General features: G+C 50.9%; 23 protein-coding genes. 21 read left to right on the forward strand and 2 right to left on the reverse strand.

What is annotated here, in order from left to right:
* Positions 1-11 precede the first annotated feature (11 nt).
* From nrdF to ACH59B_RS07385, 9 genes are all read left to right on the forward strand, one after another.
* The gene (gene nrdF, locus ACH59B_RS07345) at positions 12-986 is read left to right on the forward strand and encodes a class 1b ribonucleoside-diphosphate reductase subunit beta (protein ID WP_404303552.1); all 975 of its coding nucleotides are present in this window, start codon (positions 12-14) and stop codon (positions 984-986) included.
* Positions 983-2,917, forward strand: a complete 1,935-nt coding sequence (locus tag ACH59B_RS07350; protein ID WP_404303553.1) for an anaerobic ribonucleoside triphosphate reductase — start codon at positions 983-985, stop codon at positions 2,915-2,917. The genes nrdF and ACH59B_RS07350 overlap by 4 nt, the downstream gene beginning before the upstream one ends.
* Before the next feature lie 151 nt (positions 2,918-3,068).
* Positions 3,069-3,839, forward strand: coding sequence for a hypothetical protein (locus tag ACH59B_RS07355; protein WP_404303554.1), 771 nt, complete (start codon positions 3,069-3,071; stop codon positions 3,837-3,839).
* Positions 3,839-4,000: a hypothetical protein gene (locus ACH59B_RS07360; RefSeq protein ID WP_404303555.1), complete on the forward strand. Its 162-nt coding sequence runs from the start codon at positions 3,839-3,841 to the stop codon at positions 3,998-4,000. Before ACH59B_RS07355 ends, ACH59B_RS07360 begins: the two co-directional genes overlap by 1 nt.
* A complete protein-coding gene (locus ACH59B_RS07365; protein ID WP_404303556.1) occupies positions 4,001-4,531 on the forward strand; it encodes a dUTP diphosphatase in 531 nt (176 codons plus the stop codon). It abuts the gene before it with no gap.
* Positions 4,532-4,747: 216 nt separating this feature from the next.
* On the forward strand, positions 4,748-5,581 hold the full coding sequence (locus ACH59B_RS07370) for a thymidylate synthase (protein ID WP_404303557.1): 834 nt from the start codon (positions 4,748-4,750) through the stop codon (positions 5,579-5,581).
* A gap of 18 nt (positions 5,582-5,599) precedes the next feature.
* Positions 5,600-5,857 (forward strand): hypothetical protein, encoded by a 258-nt coding sequence (locus tag ACH59B_RS07375; protein ID WP_404303558.1) that lies wholly within the window; start codon positions 5,600-5,602, stop codon positions 5,855-5,857.
* Positions 5,858-5,869: 12 nt separating this feature from the next.
* On the forward strand, positions 5,870-6,472 hold the full coding sequence (locus tag ACH59B_RS07380) for a hypothetical protein (RefSeq protein ID WP_404303559.1): 603 nt from the start codon (positions 5,870-5,872) through the stop codon (positions 6,470-6,472).
* A 35-nt stretch (positions 6,473-6,507) separates the two neighbouring features.
* Positions 6,508-6,912: a 3D domain-containing protein gene (locus ACH59B_RS07385; protein WP_404303560.1), complete on the forward strand. Its 405-nt coding sequence runs from the start codon at positions 6,508-6,510 to the stop codon at positions 6,910-6,912.
* Here the strand turns inward: ACH59B_RS07385 and ACH59B_RS07390 are convergent.
* Positions 6,896-7,291, reverse strand: a complete 396-nt coding sequence (locus ACH59B_RS07390; protein ID WP_404303561.1) for a hypothetical protein — start codon at positions 7,289-7,291, stop codon at positions 6,896-6,898. The genes ACH59B_RS07385 and ACH59B_RS07390 overlap by 17 nt on opposite strands.
* Positions 7,292-7,379: 88 nt before the next feature.
* Here ACH59B_RS07390 and ACH59B_RS07395 point away from each other — a divergent pair, with 88 nt between their 5' ends.
* The 8 genes from ACH59B_RS07395 to ACH59B_RS07430 all read left to right on the forward strand — a co-directional run bounded on the left by ACH59B_RS07395 (position 7,380) and on the right by ACH59B_RS07430 (position 12,290).
* Positions 7,380-8,729: a hypothetical protein gene (locus ACH59B_RS07395; RefSeq protein WP_404303562.1), complete on the forward strand. Its 1,350-nt coding sequence runs from the start codon at positions 7,380-7,382 to the stop codon at positions 8,727-8,729.
* Positions 8,729-9,001, forward strand: coding sequence for a hypothetical protein (locus tag ACH59B_RS07400; RefSeq protein WP_404303563.1), 273 nt, complete (start codon positions 8,729-8,731; stop codon positions 8,999-9,001). Before ACH59B_RS07395 ends, ACH59B_RS07400 begins: the two co-directional genes overlap by 1 nt.
* Positions 8,998-9,621, forward strand: coding sequence for an adenylate kinase (locus ACH59B_RS07405; protein ID WP_404303564.1), 624 nt, complete (start codon positions 8,998-9,000; stop codon positions 9,619-9,621). Before ACH59B_RS07400 ends, ACH59B_RS07405 begins: the two co-directional genes overlap by 4 nt.
* Positions 9,618-9,794, forward strand: a complete 177-nt coding sequence (locus tag ACH59B_RS07410; protein WP_404303565.1) for a hypothetical protein — start codon at positions 9,618-9,620, stop codon at positions 9,792-9,794. Before ACH59B_RS07405 ends, ACH59B_RS07410 begins: the two co-directional genes overlap by 4 nt.
* The gene (locus ACH59B_RS07415; protein WP_404303566.1) at positions 9,751-9,951 is read left to right on the forward strand and encodes a hypothetical protein; all 201 of its coding nucleotides are present in this window, start codon (positions 9,751-9,753) and stop codon (positions 9,949-9,951) included. The genes ACH59B_RS07410 and ACH59B_RS07415 overlap by 44 nt, the downstream gene beginning before the upstream one ends.
* Before the next feature lie 122 nt (positions 9,952-10,073).
* On the forward strand, positions 10,074-11,234 hold the full coding sequence (locus tag ACH59B_RS07420) for a phosphoadenosine phosphosulfate reductase family protein (protein ID WP_404303567.1): 1,161 nt from the start codon (positions 10,074-10,076) through the stop codon (positions 11,232-11,234).
* Positions 11,235-11,250: 16 nt separating this feature from the next.
* Entirely contained in the window at positions 11,251-11,727 is a 477-nt protein-coding gene (locus ACH59B_RS07425; protein WP_404303568.1) for an RNA polymerase subunit sigma, read from the forward strand.
* Positions 11,724-12,290 (forward strand): hypothetical protein, encoded by a 567-nt coding sequence (locus ACH59B_RS07430; RefSeq protein WP_404303569.1) that lies wholly within the window; start codon positions 11,724-11,726, stop codon positions 12,288-12,290. Before ACH59B_RS07425 ends, ACH59B_RS07430 begins: the two co-directional genes overlap by 4 nt.
* On the opposite strand, the gene ACH59B_RS07435 is transcribed toward ACH59B_RS07430, so the two are convergent.
* Complete coding sequence (locus ACH59B_RS07435) at positions 12,240-12,440, reverse strand: helix-turn-helix domain-containing protein (protein WP_404303570.1); 201 nt, start codon at positions 12,438-12,440, stop codon at positions 12,240-12,242. The two genes, ACH59B_RS07430 and ACH59B_RS07435, sit on opposite strands and share 51 nt — an antisense overlap.
* A gap of 161 nt (positions 12,441-12,601) precedes the next feature.
* Between ACH59B_RS07435 and ACH59B_RS07440 the strand changes: the two genes are divergently transcribed.
* The 4 genes from ACH59B_RS07440 (at position 12,602) to ACH59B_RS07455 (ending at position 14,607) form a co-directional block, all read left to right on the forward strand.
* Positions 12,602-12,730 carry a hypothetical protein gene (locus tag ACH59B_RS07440; RefSeq protein ID WP_264300048.1) on the forward strand — a complete coding sequence of 43 codons (129 nt, stop codon included), beginning with the start codon at positions 12,602-12,604 and terminating at the stop codon, positions 12,728-12,730.
* Between the two features lie 249 nt (positions 12,731-12,979).
* Positions 12,980-13,195, forward strand: coding sequence for a hypothetical protein (locus ACH59B_RS07445; RefSeq protein WP_193190856.1), 216 nt, complete (start codon positions 12,980-12,982; stop codon positions 13,193-13,195).
* The gene (locus ACH59B_RS07450) at positions 13,180-13,653 is read left to right on the forward strand and encodes an AP2 domain-containing protein (RefSeq protein WP_193190858.1); all 474 of its coding nucleotides are present in this window, start codon (positions 13,180-13,182) and stop codon (positions 13,651-13,653) included. Before ACH59B_RS07445 ends, ACH59B_RS07450 begins: the two co-directional genes overlap by 16 nt.
* Positions 13,654-13,746: 93 nt before the next feature.
* Entirely contained in the window at positions 13,747-14,607 is an 861-nt protein-coding gene (locus tag ACH59B_RS07455) for an RNA ligase family protein (RefSeq protein WP_404303571.1), read from the forward strand.

Below are 14,607 nucleotides of genomic sequence, written 5' to 3' on the forward strand. Positions count from 1 at the left end.
GAGACGATAATTTGACGAATCTTAAAGCGGTAAACTGGAACCGTCCGGACGATGAATATACGGAAGACTTCTTGAATCAGAATTTTATGCAGATATGGCGCGAGCACGAAATACCGCTCGATGACGATAAGATGAGTTGGATTACGTTATCACCCACGGAGCAAGACGTATATAAAAAGGTGCTCGGCGGCCTAACGTTTTTGGATACGGAACAAGGCGCGGAGGGAATGCCGCTTATTATGCAGCGCGTAGAGAGTCCGCAGCGTAAGGCGGTCCTCGGCATCATGGGCGCGATGGAACATATTCACGCCAAGTCGTATAGCTCCATTTTCGCAACGCTCGTATCCACCGAGGAGTCCGATAAAGTCTTCGAGTGGGCCGATAGTAACCCGTTTATTCAGCGAAAAGGTACGATTATCAGCGGCTACTACCAGAATATCCAATCGCCCGAGTCGTTGTACATGGCGATGGTGGCTTCCGTGTTCCTTGAGTCTGCGTTGTTCTATTCCGGCTTTTATTATCCGCTCTTGCTCGCAGGCCATGGCAAGATGACGGCTTCAGGCGAGATCATCGACTTGATTATGCGTGATGAGGCGGTACACGGTCAATATATCGGCACGTTAGCGCGTGAAGTTTACGGAGAGCTTCCGCCAGAATCACAGGCCGCGCTCGATCGCGAAGTCGAGATGTTGCTACGCCGTCTATACGATAATGAGGCGGGCTATACGGTCGACTTGTACGCACCGATTGGGCTGGAGGAAGATGTGTTGCGGTTCCTGCGTTATAACTTTAATCGCGCACTTATGAACCTCGGACGACCTACGCATTTTCCTGACGAGGAGATCAATCCGGTTGTACTCAACGGAATCGACACGTCTACGAAGATACACGATTTCTTCAGCAAAAAAGGAAACGGATACCAAAAGGCGGTCAATATCGTGCCGCTTACAGATGCGGACTTTTGCGTAGGGGAGGCGATTAATTGAGCGAACTCAAAACGATAGGAGATACGATACTGTCCGCAGTGGACACGGATTTGCTGCGGGAGAATGCGAATTTAAACGGGGAATCTTTCAGCGGGAAGATGTCGAAGTTCGGCTCGGAATATTCGAAATGGTATGCGCGTGAGTACGTTATGCCGCGCGAACTCGTTGACGCAATAGACGGCGGTTATGTTTACGTTCATGACCTCGACCAATATGCGTTAGGTACGACAAACTGCGTCTTTATTCCGTTTGACCAACTACTCGCGAATGGGTTTAATACGGGCAACGGATCAGTACGTACGCCTAACTCCATTATGTCTGCAATGGCGCTCGTGGCGATCATATTTCAGTCGCAGCAGAACTCGCAATACGGTGGCGTATCCGGCAATAAGATCGATTGGGACCTCGCGCCATATGTGCGTAAGTCTTTCGCGAAACACTTCCGAAAGGGTCAGCACTATTTCGGAGAACAAGCGCACGTTGAGGAGTGCGAGTTGTACCTGGATAACACGGACCTATCCGAAATGTTTCCGTCCTCTTACGGATACGCTCGCCGTGAAACGGAAGCCGAAACGCATCAAGCGGCAGAGTCGCTGATACACAACCTCAATACGATGAGCTCACGTGCTGGCGGTCAGATTCCGTTCACGTCGCTAAATTACGGAATGTGTACGTCAACCGAGGGCCGCCTCGTATCATTCGCGTTGCTGGAAGCGGCAATTAACGGGCTGGGCGCAGGCGAAACTCCGATATTCCCGCAGCAAATATTCCAGTGTAAGTGCGGAGTAAACCAAGCGCCAGGCGACCCGAATTACGACGTATTTGTCAAAGCGGTCGAGTGTTCCAGCAAACGTATGTATCCGAATTTCGTCAACGTAGACGCTCCATATAATCTGCAATATTATCAGGCCGGTGATCCCAATACGATTATTGCAACGATGGGTTGTCGGACGCGTACGATTGCTGACCGGTTCGGACGCAATCATCAGAGCGGAAAGGGTAACCTCTCGTTTAATACGATTAACCTCGTACGGCTCGGACTTGAGTACGGTATAGCTACGGGAAAACGCGCGGAGCCAGACCTCGACGGCTTTATGGACGCGCTTGACCGTTGTTTGGGCGTTGCATTACGCGGCCTTCTTCACCGCTTCGAGATACAAGCGCAACAACCTGCGAAGGCTTCCGATTTCATGATGCGCGAGGGCGTATGGGAAGGCGGAAAGGCGCTAAGTCCTGACGAACCAGTCCGCGAACTTATTAAGCACGGTACGCTTTCGATCGGATTTATCGGACTTGCGGAATGCTTAGTGGCTCTCTACGGAAAGCACCACGGAGAGGACGACGGTGTACATCTCGGAGCTGTTTCGCTTATTCAGCATATGCGATATTTCTGCGACGAAGCTGCGGAAGAATACGACCTCAACATCTCGCTATTCGCGACGCCAGCGGAAGGCCTCGCCGGCAAGTTTACGAAGATGGATCGTAGGGACTTCGGCGAAATCCCAGGCGTGACCGATCGCGATTACTATACGAACTCATTCCATATTCCCGTTTATTTTCCGATCACGGCTGCTCGTAAAATCGAGCTAGAATCGCCATTCCACGTGCTTTGTAACGCAGGGGCGATCTCCTACGTAGAACTCGACGGGAACGCACGGAATAACCCGGCGGCATTTATGCGTATCGTACAATATGCGCTCGCTAAGGACGTCGGCTATTTCAGCGTGAACCATCCGATTGATCGCTGTCCTGCGTGCGGCTACGAAGGGATTATCGGCAGTACGTGTCCGTCTTGCGGCGTGCCTGAAACGGATGTGCCGATGTCACGTATTCGGCGCGTTACGGGCTATTTAACGGGTTCGTATACTCAGCGATTTAACAGCGCAAAACAAGCGGAGGTAAGGGATCGCGTTAGACATACGGGTACATAACGGAGGGCCTACGGGCTTCTCCGTTTTTTTTTTATTTACGATGTCCCAAATCCGCAAATTCGTGTCCTTATATAAAGTGTAAGGCGGAAACAGCTACGCAGAAAAAGCGACCGCCGAGTAACGCAAAACTAAAACGGAGGCGATTCGGAATATGGCAAACGTTAATTATCGTGAGGTTAAGCGTGGGGCAAACGTAGGGGAACGTATTAAAATCGTAAATCCGCAACTTGCGATTGGCTACGGAAAGGGCGACGAAGGTAGCGTAACAGAGACACGCACATCCGGAGTGTTCGCCCAAATTAACGGACGCAGATGCGGTGTGTGGCACGAAGAATACGTCGTACTTGAGCCGGTAGCTTCCACAAATACACCGGACATCTCAGACGCCTTTACGCAATTCATCCGTGACAACGCCGATGTGGTCCGCGCAATTCTGGGTGATGTAACCAAAACGGAGCCGGCCGCATTAACCCGCGCAGCCGTTATCGAAAAGGCACGCGCTGACGTAGCGGAGTTAGAGCGTGGGATGTACTCTCGCGTAGAGTTTCACGTAAATCGAGATAAACGCGTAGTGACAGCCGTTATCAAGCGTCGGAGCTCGGGGACAGTCCGCGCAAGAGGCATCGCAAAAGCCGCGCCTGACGACGTATTCCACGCAGAAATCGGCAAGGCGATCGCACTCCGCCGCGCGTTGGGCCTAGCGGTACCGAGCGAGTATACGGATGCGCCGAAACCGACGGAGAAGTTAGCGAACATGCTTATCAGATGCGTATCCGGTGAAACGCGTAAGCTTACGGATAGCCCCGCGGACTTCAATCTAAGAAATTGCGCAATGCTCCATTCGTGGAACGGACGTAACGGAACCGTCATCGACGACACCGACGTTGACTACAGCGTTATTACGGAAGGAGCTGCGGCCTAGTGATTTTACGTACATTTGGTTGGTTGTGTGCGGGGTATTGGGTGAGTGTCCTCGTTAGAGTCATCGCAGGGACTTACGTGTTGGACCGGGTCAGTACGGTGCTGACGTTGTTTATCGTTATCTTATTTTTCGCAGCAGTTGGAATCGAGGGGGACGAGTAAATGAACGTTAAAATCAAACGTCTACATCCAGACGCAGTTATCCCGCAATACGCAACGTCCGGCGCGGCCGCCTTCGACCTTGTAGCGGTTGAGGACGTAATCATCGCGCCAGGCGAGACGAAGAAAGTTCCGCTCGGCCTCGCGTTCGAAATTCCGGAAGGTTACGTAATGATCGTAGCGATGCGGTCGGGGGTTGCGCTGAAGACGAAGCTGCGGCAACCGAACGGAATCGGCGTGATTGATTCGGACTATCGCGGTGAGGTTGCGATGATGTTCGATAACATCCAGACCGTGTTGCCCATCGACGAATATTACGAATGGCCGACGTTTATTGACGGGAGCGAGGCCGTTGGGGTTAATTTGCTCAGTGGCGAATGCATCATCCGTAAAGGTGACCGTGTAGCTCAGGCGTTTATCCTCCCGATTCCTCACGTCAATCTCATCGAGACGGACGAGGAGCTTTCGGAAACGGAGCGTGGGACAGGCGGCTTCGGACATACGGGGGTTACAGCGGAGGTGTCCGCTAATTGAAACGAGCATCGATCGGATTCATCCGCACAGCAGTTCTCGCAGGCTGCGCTTTGTTTTGGGCGTACGTAATTCACGAGGCTATACGCTAGGAGGTGCGCTATGGAAACCGCGTTAACTATATTCGCTTTTCTTGCGGGGATCGCATTGATTTTTCACGGATTCAACTTCGGATTCATTACGATACACAAGCACTACCACGGTAAGGAGGACGAATAATTGCGTCAGTATCACGAACTCTTACGACACATCCTATCAAATGGCGTAGAGAAAACGGACCGTACCGGAACGGGCACGCTATCTACTTTCGGCTACCAAATGCGCTTTAATATCGCCGCAGGATTTCCGCTAATTACGACTAAACGCGTACACTGGCGGGCTGTCATACACGAATTACTTTGGTTTCTACGCGGCGACACTAACGTTCAGTATCTACGCGATAATGGCGTAACGATATGGGACGAGTGGGCGGACGAGCACGGCGAGCTTGGTCCGGTTTATGGTCAGCAGTGGCGCTCTTGGCAAATCGCCGATGTTGATTACGACGACGCGCTTGACACAACATACATTACTGGTCAAACCGTTGATCAAATCGCCAACGTAATCGAACAAATCCGTACGAATCCAGATAGCCGACGCTTAATCGTTAACGCCTGGAACGTCGGAGAACTCGATCAAATGGCGTTGCCCCCGTGCCACTTCGCGTTTCAATTTTACGTAGCGAACGGACGCCTATCGTGTCAACTATATCAACGTTCAGCAGACGTGTTCCTCGGCGTTCCGTTCAACATCGCAAGTTACGCGTTATTAACGCACATGATTGCACAAGTAACCGGGCTCGGCGTAGGAGAGTTCATTCACACGTTAGGTGATGCGCATATCTACTCGAACCACATCGAGCAAGTAAAAACGCAACTTGAGCGGGATTATCGACCCTTGCCGACGCTTCGCTTGAATCCTGAAATTACGGATATTGACTCGTTCACCTTCGAAGACATTACGTTGGAAGGGTACGATCCACATCAAGGAATTAAAGCGCCAGTGGCGGTCTAAGACGAAAGGAGGCGTAACATGGCGGAAAAAGAAACGCGATTAGCCGAAATCATCCCGTTCCCGAACGCAATCGCCGACGTACTTGAAGCTTGGGCGGCCGCAGCTCGGCGCGGTGAGATTGCCGGCGTCATCATCGCAGGACTCGGATCGGACCGGCTCGACGGGGATACGTTAACGGCGTCAGTTGGCGTCAATTCACGCGAGTACGGCGTGCTTGTCAACGACTTGAACGATTCGCGTATTATCGAGACGGTTGACGTAAATTTATTCGAATAGGAGCGTGGGAGAATGGCGGAATTAAGCGGAGTAGTGCGCGTAGGTAGTGCCGGCACCGTAATTTGCTACGAAGGAAAGGACTACGTAAAAGTAGACGGGCGGGCTCGGAAGGGCGATATCGTACTGATTAGAGGTGACATATCGGACTACCTTCGTGCTGACGAGTTTTACGGAGTTAACGCTGACGAGGACGGAGACGAATACGTACTGGATGTGGACGAGGATGTCTTTTATTTCAGCGAGCGAAACTACGATGGGTTGGTGGTATTCAGAGGCGGAGTTCCTACCGAAACCCTCCTTGCAGCCCAGCGTGAAGAACTCGCCAAGGTTACCGCGACCATTGCGGAGCTTGAAGCGAAATTAGCGGACGAGAAGACGCTGAAGGTCGGCGATTATGCGCGCCGTGTAGCTACGGGGCAAATTGTTAAAGTCGTGTTTGATGATCAAAGTTCACTACCATTTAAAACCATACCTGTGCTAGATTCCGAGCTAGATTCCGACGAATTGGACTTTTACTGGTGGAACACTGAGTCGCAACTCGTTAAACTCACGCCCGCCGAAGCGAAAGCCGCAATCCTCACGCAAGTTGAGGCGCAATTCAAGGAGGTGGCGTAGTCTCGCTAAGTGTAATCATCGCAGTAGCTACGTTGTTGAGCGGAATAAACGGCGTACCGCCTAACATGTCGGACACTGTAACGCAAACACCTTCGCAGGCAACAGGCAAGTCTACGAAGGTGGAAGCGGAGTGGACAACGTATGAGGCGACCGCATATACAGCGTTTTGCTCCGAGGGATGCATCGGAGTAACCGCGACGGGACTCGATGTCAGCCACACAGTTAAGCACCGAGGAAGGCGTATCGTAGCGGTCGATCCGCGAGTTGTTCCGTTAGGTTCTCAACTGACTATCCGTACGGCTGACGGTCGCATTATCGAGGCGATTGCGGAAGATACGGGCGGCGCGATTAAAGGGCGTAAGATTGACGTGCTCGTGTCGTCCGAAAGGAGAGCGCGTAAATTCGGGCGGCAACGGGTTAGCGTTAAGGTGTTGGAGTAGGCGGGTTCTGCTTGGCTTTGGCGGCGGCCCTCTCCGCTAGGACAATGTCGATTATCTTGCGTGTCCGCGTTGTTTCAACATTCCGGATAGACACTATCCGGCCCAAGTTAGTAATCCCTGCTATTCCGATTATGTAAACAATCGCTAAAGCAAAAGGCAAGATATACGTATTAACCTTCATCATGAGATTAGCCACTAGGCTTATAAATGAAATACCTATTGTAACTAGAGCAATTATTATTGCGGTCTGTTTATTGTCTTCCTCATCTGCCTCGTATCCTGCTTTCAGTAGTTCTAGCTCTTTTGTTTTAAACCTAGCATAGTACCGCTTTGATTCCTTTAGTTTCTCTAATGCCAATCTTTCCTTTTCAGGCTTCATTGCTACCTCCAAACAATACTTTTCTATTTAGTTACTATGTCGGACAAACTTCGTTCTTTTATTACAACTAACGAAAGCGAGTGATCTTATGTTATCAAATATCACTGTACTCCCCGACGTATCCCTCGGCGGCATCGAACGCGAATATCGCGAAGTCAATCGGAAAGCGTCCACGGGTGAACGGGTTAAAATCGTAAACCCGATCGCATCTTTCGGTGATTATAAAGAGGGCGACGTGCTGGCGGTCTATAACACGGAATGTGTCGGAGTACACACGGTCGAAACGGCCGGAGGATGGGGTGGAGACGGGCATATCTACGTATTTGACGAAGAATACGCAGTCCTCGAACCGACTAATGTCGTACAAATCGCAGGTGAACGACTCCGTATGGTCGACCGTAAGGCAACGGTGGGCGAACGTGTAATCATCATCAGCTCGGACAAAACGAAGTCAGTCGGTTGTGCCTTCCGACACAAAATAGGCGAAGCTGGAGACGTAGATTCGCGTTTGCCTGATCGCCCGCTTGTTAACGGTTGGTACATTTTGGACGGGGACTACCGCGTACTCGAACCGCTAACCACCGCGCCTCTCCTATCCGAACAGTCCGCGCAAGACCAAGCCGCAGCTACGATCAGTGCGTTAGCCTTACGATTGGATTCGCTAGAGGAAACGGTCCGGAGCCTGCGCATAGACGTACGAGTAGCACAGGAAGATATCGATATCATGGACGAGAGTATTGCGCATGATGTCCGCAACCTCGAAGCGAGAGTTGCTGCGTTGAAGGAAGCGGCAACAACGTATTCAAGGACGCAACCCGCGACGCCTGCGGAGGTTATCGCGTCGCTCGCACGTCACAGAACTACGCAGCAGAACATAAATGCTGCGAGACAACAACGCCGGGACGATATTGTTGAGCGTGCGAAGGCTGACGTTGCGGATTTGCGTAAGTATAAAGGAACGCCGATTCCGAACGATGATGTGAGCTTCTGGCCGTTAACAGAGCAACCGATGAGTTACGAACCGTTACACACGGTAGAATTCGTAGTTAACCTGAACAAGCGGACAGTCGTCGCAATCATCCGATGTACTTGCGACGGCTATGTTACACGCGGAATCGCAAAGTGCGCGTCGGGTGACGTATTTAACGCCCACATCGGTAAGGCAATAAGCCTACGGCGTGCGCTTGGTCTCGAAGTGCCTGCGGAGTACCTGAACGTACCGCAGCCTACGGAAGTTCGAAAGGGCGATGCCGTACGTTCTACTTCGGGCATCTATGCGGGCGTGAAGGGGTACGTAGATAAGATTACGTACGGAGATTCTTCGCCATCTGGCGTTTTCTTTAAACATAGTCGAGCAAACCGCCGAGACGGACGCATTTACAAGAGTATCCGTTTCGTTGAAGTCATTGACGATACACGCGAGGAGGTGGCGGCGTAATGATCCGACTATACAGCGAAGTATTCGTCATAACCGCGATAACCCGTAAAACAAGCGCAGAGACGTTTAGGGATTGGCGCGTAGGTGATCGAATTCGGTTTAGTACCGTTATGAAGGCGATGGCGGGCGCGTCTGGAGGCGGAGTTTACGCGTCAATGTACTGGGTTGACAATCTGACGCAAGGGACATCGACTACACGGACACAGACGAACATGAATAACGTAATCAGCGCGTTTGAATTGCGTCCTGAAAGCGAGGTGACCGCCGAATGACTACGCTCCCTAACATCGGACTTCTCGGACGTCTCCGAAGCGGCAAGGACGAAGTAGCTCGTTATCTTTCGTATAACTACGGATACACGCAATTCGCATTCGGTGGCGAACTCAAGCGTTATGCCCACGAATTATTCGGTGAGCCTGCGCCCGATGAGAAGCCGCGCGAACTCTATCAATGGTTCGGACAGACGATGCGTGAGCGTGATCCGGACATTTGGGTGCGGAAGTGTTTCGAAACGATCGAGCGCAGCCGCGACAGCATTCCGGAATATCTGCGGCGGGCACACGGGTACGTAACGAACGGAGAGGTCGTACTTTCCGTTCCTGCTCGTCCATTCCGCGCAGTCGTCAGCGATTGCAGGCAGCCAAACGAGTATGCCGCACTCAAGTCCGCCGGCTACGTACTCATCCGCGTAGAAGCTCCGGACGCCGTCCGCATCGACCGCGCTATCAAATCCGGCGACGTGTTTAACTACGCTGACCTCGCGCATGGTACGGAAACGGCGCTCGACGGATATGTAGCAGACTTCACCGTAGACAATAGCGGAAGCCTGGACAAGCTTCACGCGCAAATAGACGAGATAGTCGGGTATTTGTCCGGAGAGTGGCCGGAATGATTAACGAACTCATACGTAAGGCGGTAGAAGAAGCGGCTAACAACGGTTATATACGTGGATATGACGCAGGGTATGTGGTTGGTTATGCGGCTGCCCTGCGGAGTGTTTACGGGAAGGAGGACGGAGAGGATGACGTCGATGGATCGGTTCCAGCCGCCAGGCCTACGCGATGAACCGCGTATCTCCGCTTACTGCGCTTGGTGTGGCGGCGAGATTTACGCAGGCGATGAATTTACAGCGTACAGCAACGGAGACAGGACGCATATCGGACACTGCGAAAATGAGTACGTGATGGCTGAACTCGGAATCACGCGTGAAACTGCGGCTTAGTATTCGCAAAAATCAACGTATGAATAATTCACAATAGGTTAGCGGCGGTTCGGCGTACTTGCGGACAGGCAGCGTAAGTACGTTGGATGCTGCGCTCATTACGGAAAAAGGGAGGCGAGTGTTTGGAACATTACAGCGCATTAACTACGGTAAACACACGGCTTCCGAAAACCTCAGTCTTGGCTGCGGAGGAGTGGCACAAAACGGCTACGCTCGATTGGAAAGAAGAGCGCGCACTGAATCTCATACGTATGGTACTGCGCAAGGGAATCGAAGAATACGGAGACGCATTGAAGGTGGTTGTATCGTGCTCGTTCGGCGTCGATTCGTTGTTAACTCTTCATCTCGTTCGGCGCGTGTCGATGGAGCTTGGCATCTCGTTCGACACCGTTTGGAATAACACACTTAACGAATACCCACAAACTCGCCTATACGCAAAACGATTAACGGAAGAATGGTCTCTTAATCTCGTAGAGGCACGTCCGGATACGACGATTCGAAAGATATACGAAGAAAACGGAGTAGATACGCTGCTCAAGCGAAAGGGTGATCGGAGTGGCGACGAGGGCAATAAGGAGCCTGTAGTCGAAAAGTGCTGCGGATCGCTCAAACACAAGCCGATGCGTAAAGCCATCAAGGAAAACGGCTGGCACATTATGTTTAACGGAGTCCGCGCAGGTGAGTCTCGTCAGCGTTGGATGTCCGCCCGCCGTGACGGTGATTATTTCTACTCGTCTCATACGTGGAAGACGTGGGTGTGTCGGCCGGTCCTATGGTGGACTGCGCTTGCTGACTCGTTCAATTACGGAAATAACCGCCAAGAAGACGTATGGAACTACGTCCGTAAGCACGATCTTCCTTACAACGCTATCTACGACATGAATGCCGTCATTGACGACGCCTACACGGGAAAAGACGTCATCGTTGACCGTGTGACTGCGGAGTTCTTAGTCGCAAAGGGACTTAACGTGTTTATGCCACGTACGGGATGTATGGCGTGTCCGATACCGATACGGCGAGGCTACTTACGGTATCTTCGCGAAGTGTTTCCGAAGGTGTACCGTTCCATGCTGTTTCAACTCGGATTTGCCCGCGTCTTGATCGCTGAGATGCCGGAGGATACGCGTGCAGAGTTACTCGAAGAACTCAACGGATTCGGAGTTATAACGGAGAAAACGGAAGAGGCTGTCCTTGACCGCTTGGAGGACGTTATCGAATGGAAGCCGTGCGTATTTGACGACGTGGGCGTTGATAAACGGAAACAGCCGAAGAAATCGGCTTAAAACGGAGGTATATCGAATGGGACACGTTAAAGTAGACATCGCAAAATCTGACCGCAGCTACGCGGTAAAATACGCACTCAACGACGCGGCGGGGGTGCGTTCTCTCCTCCGTGACCGTCACCGGATCAGCTCCGCAAGATTTAGAGGCGATACGGCGGCAAGCGATATCCTAATCGACTTGCACAGCGCAATTAATTCAGCCGGTCTTACCGATGCCCAAATGGAGGTCGTTGCATGGGTGTCTGGCCGCGACCTTACACAAAAACAAGCTGCGACAGTTATGAAGGTTACGCAGCAAGCCGTAGCGAAAATGTACGATGCTGCTGTGGAGAAGATTGCGGGAGTTTACCGGCGTTGGGATTACGGAGATGTCGAAGTGGAATACGATGCGGCTAACCTCATACCGCTACTAAACGAACAGGAAAGTGCAGAGTTCTTGCGCATTCATAAGGGTATCGAGATCGAAGACGAATATACGGAGGAATGCGCATGATTATTGACTACAAAGTGAAATTTGCGGAAGAGGTTACGGAGCTGATTAAGAAGGATATCGAAGACCGGAACGCGAGAATGGCGGCAGTTAGCGCGCTCACCGAGGGCTACGTTATGAGATACGGAGAGTACCCCGACACAATACAGCTTGAGCGCCTGACTGACTACATTCTGCGCGAGGAACTAACGAACACCGACCGGATGAAAGCACGTAATGACGAATATCCGTTTTTATCTGAGCGGCAGTTTGAGCGGAGGCGGGAGCGCGAAGTACCGTTAGAGGTAGCGGAAGAATACGGGGCAGACGGACGTAACTACCGCGTACCTAAACGCAGAAAGCGTAGCATCAAGGAGCTTATTTTCGTAGATGAGCACGCTAAAATTCGTAATAAGCTACGCGCAGCCAGATACCGGAGGTACACTGCGCCTAGTCCGGTCACAACGTATAATCTTAACGAGACAGGCGGAGAGCTAACGGAAGAATTTACGCAATGTGTTGGTATTCTTGACCGTCTACCGGAGCGTGAGCAATTCGTCGATGCCGACGTCCAAATAGCTGCATAATTTCGCGAGCAGATCGCGCGGATAACGCTCCATTTCGTCATTGTACATCGTACGTACACTTTCGAAGCGGTAGTCGATATCACGCGCGATTTGTCGTACCTTTATACCGCGATCGTCTGCGATAGCCTTTAAATTCGAGTGAATGAGCAATTTTCCCGCCTCCTTAGAGAGAAATAAAATGAAGCTCTGACATCAGTATAAAATGACTCGAAAAAAGTGTCAAATAGTTATTGACACCTTAAACGAGTCATGGTATTATAAGTACATAAGGATGACACGTTAAAAGAGTCATCGGAAAGGAGAAACGCACTATGAAAGATTGGGTAAACCTGATTACGGCAATCATACAACTGGCTACAGCACTTGCTATCTGGAAAACACATCGCCGTAACAAAAAGAAAAAAGGAATCAATAAACGACGCGGGCAGCGCAGACGTTAACGATTCCTTGGTAGAGGGCGGCTTACACAGCGCCTTCTATCCCCAATCATAACACAAGAGTGAAATAAAATAAATCTCACGAACTCGTATTAAGAATTGGAGGTAATCGTATGGAGTTAGTATCGTGGGTCATAAGTATTGCAGCCCTGGTCGCTTCGGTTATAGTATTGATTATAGTGATTCGGAACAAATAACAGAGGTTTAACGCCGCGGATATTAAAAGGTATCGGGCATATGGAGGATCTAAAGATGAGAACATGGGAACGAGTAGGATATACGGTCGAAGAGGTTGAGTTTGATCACGATTTGCACGAATTTAACGTAGTACAGTCCGGGGAGATAATCGCAACAATAACACCCGCCGACTTGGATAATATGGACGATATTATCGAATCATTGGACGCAGGGGATGACGTGAACGGATGGGAAGATGGAAATGGTAACCTAGTATGCCTAAACGTATAGACCTGGTCGGGAAAAAATTCGGAGAGCTTACGGTTATCCAACTGAGTGATAGGAAGCTCGAAAACGGCACCCGGCTATGGGAATGCTTATGTAGCTGTGGAGATAGGGCGTACGTATCTGGAGTAGCTTTGAGAGCCGGATATTACAAAAGCTGCGGCTGCAAACGCGTTGAAAAACGAGACAAGGGTGTCGCCAACCATATAAAAGCGGATACCGTTGACGGCACACGAAAATCTGCTCTTATAGCCAGTCTACACAAAGGCAACAAGAGCGGAATAAAGGGCGTTCGGTATAACGAGCAACGGAATAAATGGACGGCACATATCGGGTTTCAAGGAAAGCAGATTAATCTAGGTTACTTTGACAGTAAGGAAGACGCCATAGCCGCAAGAAAGCGCGGGGAAGAGAAGTACCATAGACCGGTGCTAGACGCCGATTATAACTATAAATCGCACTAGGCCGGAGCTATTCCGGCTTTTTTCGTACGCTCTCCAATACTTACCGGATTCTTCTGATTGCTCAACGCGCTATAATCGGAGGGAGGTGGTTTTATGTTTATCTCCCCGATGTTACTCGAAACAGCGGCTGCTCCCTTTTCGGATTCGCGCTATATCTTCGAACCGAAAATAGACGGCCACCGCTTAATATATTCGCAACAGAACGGAATTGTACGCTTATTCACGCGCCATAACAACGACTGCACAGGCCAATACCCGGAGATAGCTAGCGTTACATTTCCGCATGATATTGTGTTGGACGGTGAGATTGCGTGCGTTGATCCGACAACGGGTGTATCGGATTTTGAATCCGTTATGTCACGCTTTCAGGCGAAGAAGGCGGACAAGATTACTAAGCTCGTAGCTGAATTACCGGCTACTTTCGTTGTCTTTGATGTCTTGAGTTTTAAAGGCGAGGACTTGCGGAGCCTTCCGCTTATGGAACGAAAGTCCTTACTCGCTAGTCTAACGCTCACTAGCCCTAGTTTCGGGGTTGTTCCGTATATTGAAGGCGCCGGTGAGGCGTTGTTTGAGCAGATAGAAGCGCGCGGTATGGAAGGCGTGGTCGCCAAACGTAAAGAGAGTACGTATGTCAGCCGTCGATCAGCGTCTTGGCAGAAGGTCATTAACTGGTCCTATGCCGATGTGTACATTACGGGTTATCGTAAAGCAGAGTTTGGATGGCTTGTATCTGTGCCTAATCAGCACGGTAACCTGCGTCCCGCCGGCATTATCGAGCACGGAGCCAGTCCAACACACAAGAAGGCGTTTTATGGCGTTGTGGCTCCGTTAAAGACCGACGAGGATCGCGAGTTTGTTTACGTAGAGCCGCGTATAAGGGCTCGCGTAAAGATGCGTAACTGGACTAAGGCAGGGAACTTGCGGATACCGGTGTTTACGGAATTCATCTTATAA

The sequence above is a fragment of the Paenibacillus sp. DP01 genome, assembly GCF_044784315.1.
GTDB classification, from domain to species: domain Bacteria; phylum Bacillota; class Bacilli; order Paenibacillales; family Paenibacillaceae; genus Paenibacillus; species Paenibacillus polymyxa.

What these genes read in the sequence shown, in the direction of transcription:
- ACH59B_RS07425 (WP_404303568.1), top strand. Translation starts at nt 11,251, where the DNA reads ATGGGACACGTTAAAGTAGACATCGCAAAATCTGACCGCAGCTACGCG.
- ACH59B_RS07410 (WP_404303565.1), top strand. Translation starts at nt 9,618, where the DNA reads ATGATTAACGAACTCATACGTAAGGCGGTAGAAGAAGCGGCTAACAAC.
- ACH59B_RS07380 (WP_404303559.1), top strand. Translation starts at nt 5,870, where the DNA reads ATGGCGGAATTAAGCGGAGTAGTGCGCGTAGGTAGTGCCGGCACCGTA.
- ACH59B_RS07400 (WP_404303563.1), top strand. Translation starts at nt 8,729, where the DNA reads ATGATCCGACTATACAGCGAAGTATTCGTCATAACCGCGATAACCCGT.
- ACH59B_RS07440 (WP_264300048.1), top strand. Translation starts at nt 12,602, where the DNA reads ATGAAAGATTGGGTAAACCTGATTACGGCAATCATACAACTGGCTACA.
- ACH59B_RS07445 (WP_193190856.1), top strand. Translation starts at nt 12,980, where the DNA reads ATGAGAACATGGGAACGAGTAGGATATACGGTCGAAGAGGTTGAGTTT.
- ACH59B_RS07430 (WP_404303569.1), top strand. Translation starts at nt 11,724, where the DNA reads ATGATTATTGACTACAAAGTGAAATTTGCGGAAGAGGTTACGGAGCTG.
- ACH59B_RS07355 (WP_404303554.1), top strand. Translation starts at nt 3,069, where the DNA reads ATGGCAAACGTTAATTATCGTGAGGTTAAGCGTGGGGCAAACGTAGGG.
- ACH59B_RS07365 (WP_404303556.1), top strand. Translation starts at nt 4,001, where the DNA reads ATGAACGTTAAAATCAAACGTCTACATCCAGACGCAGTTATCCCGCAA.
- ACH59B_RS07450 (WP_193190858.1), top strand. Translation starts at nt 13,180, where the DNA reads ATGCCTAAACGTATAGACCTGGTCGGGAAAAAATTCGGAGAGCTTACG.
- ACH59B_RS07415 (WP_404303566.1), top strand. Translation starts at nt 9,751, where the DNA reads ATGACGTCGATGGATCGGTTCCAGCCGCCAGGCCTACGCGATGAACCG.
- ACH59B_RS07375 (WP_404303558.1), top strand. Translation starts at nt 5,600, where the DNA reads ATGGCGGAAAAAGAAACGCGATTAGCCGAAATCATCCCGTTCCCGAAC.
- ACH59B_RS07395 (WP_404303562.1), top strand. Translation starts at nt 7,380, where the DNA reads ATGTTATCAAATATCACTGTACTCCCCGACGTATCCCTCGGCGGCATC.
- ACH59B_RS07390 (WP_404303561.1), bottom strand. Translation starts at nt 7,291, where the DNA reads ATGAAGCCTGAAAAGGAAAGATTGGCATTAGAGAAACTAAAGGAATCA.
- ACH59B_RS07405 (WP_404303564.1), top strand. Translation starts at nt 8,998, where the DNA reads ATGACTACGCTCCCTAACATCGGACTTCTCGGACGTCTCCGAAGCGGC.
- ACH59B_RS07455 (WP_404303571.1), top strand. Translation starts at nt 13,747, where the DNA reads ATGTTTATCTCCCCGATGTTACTCGAAACAGCGGCTGCTCCCTTTTCG.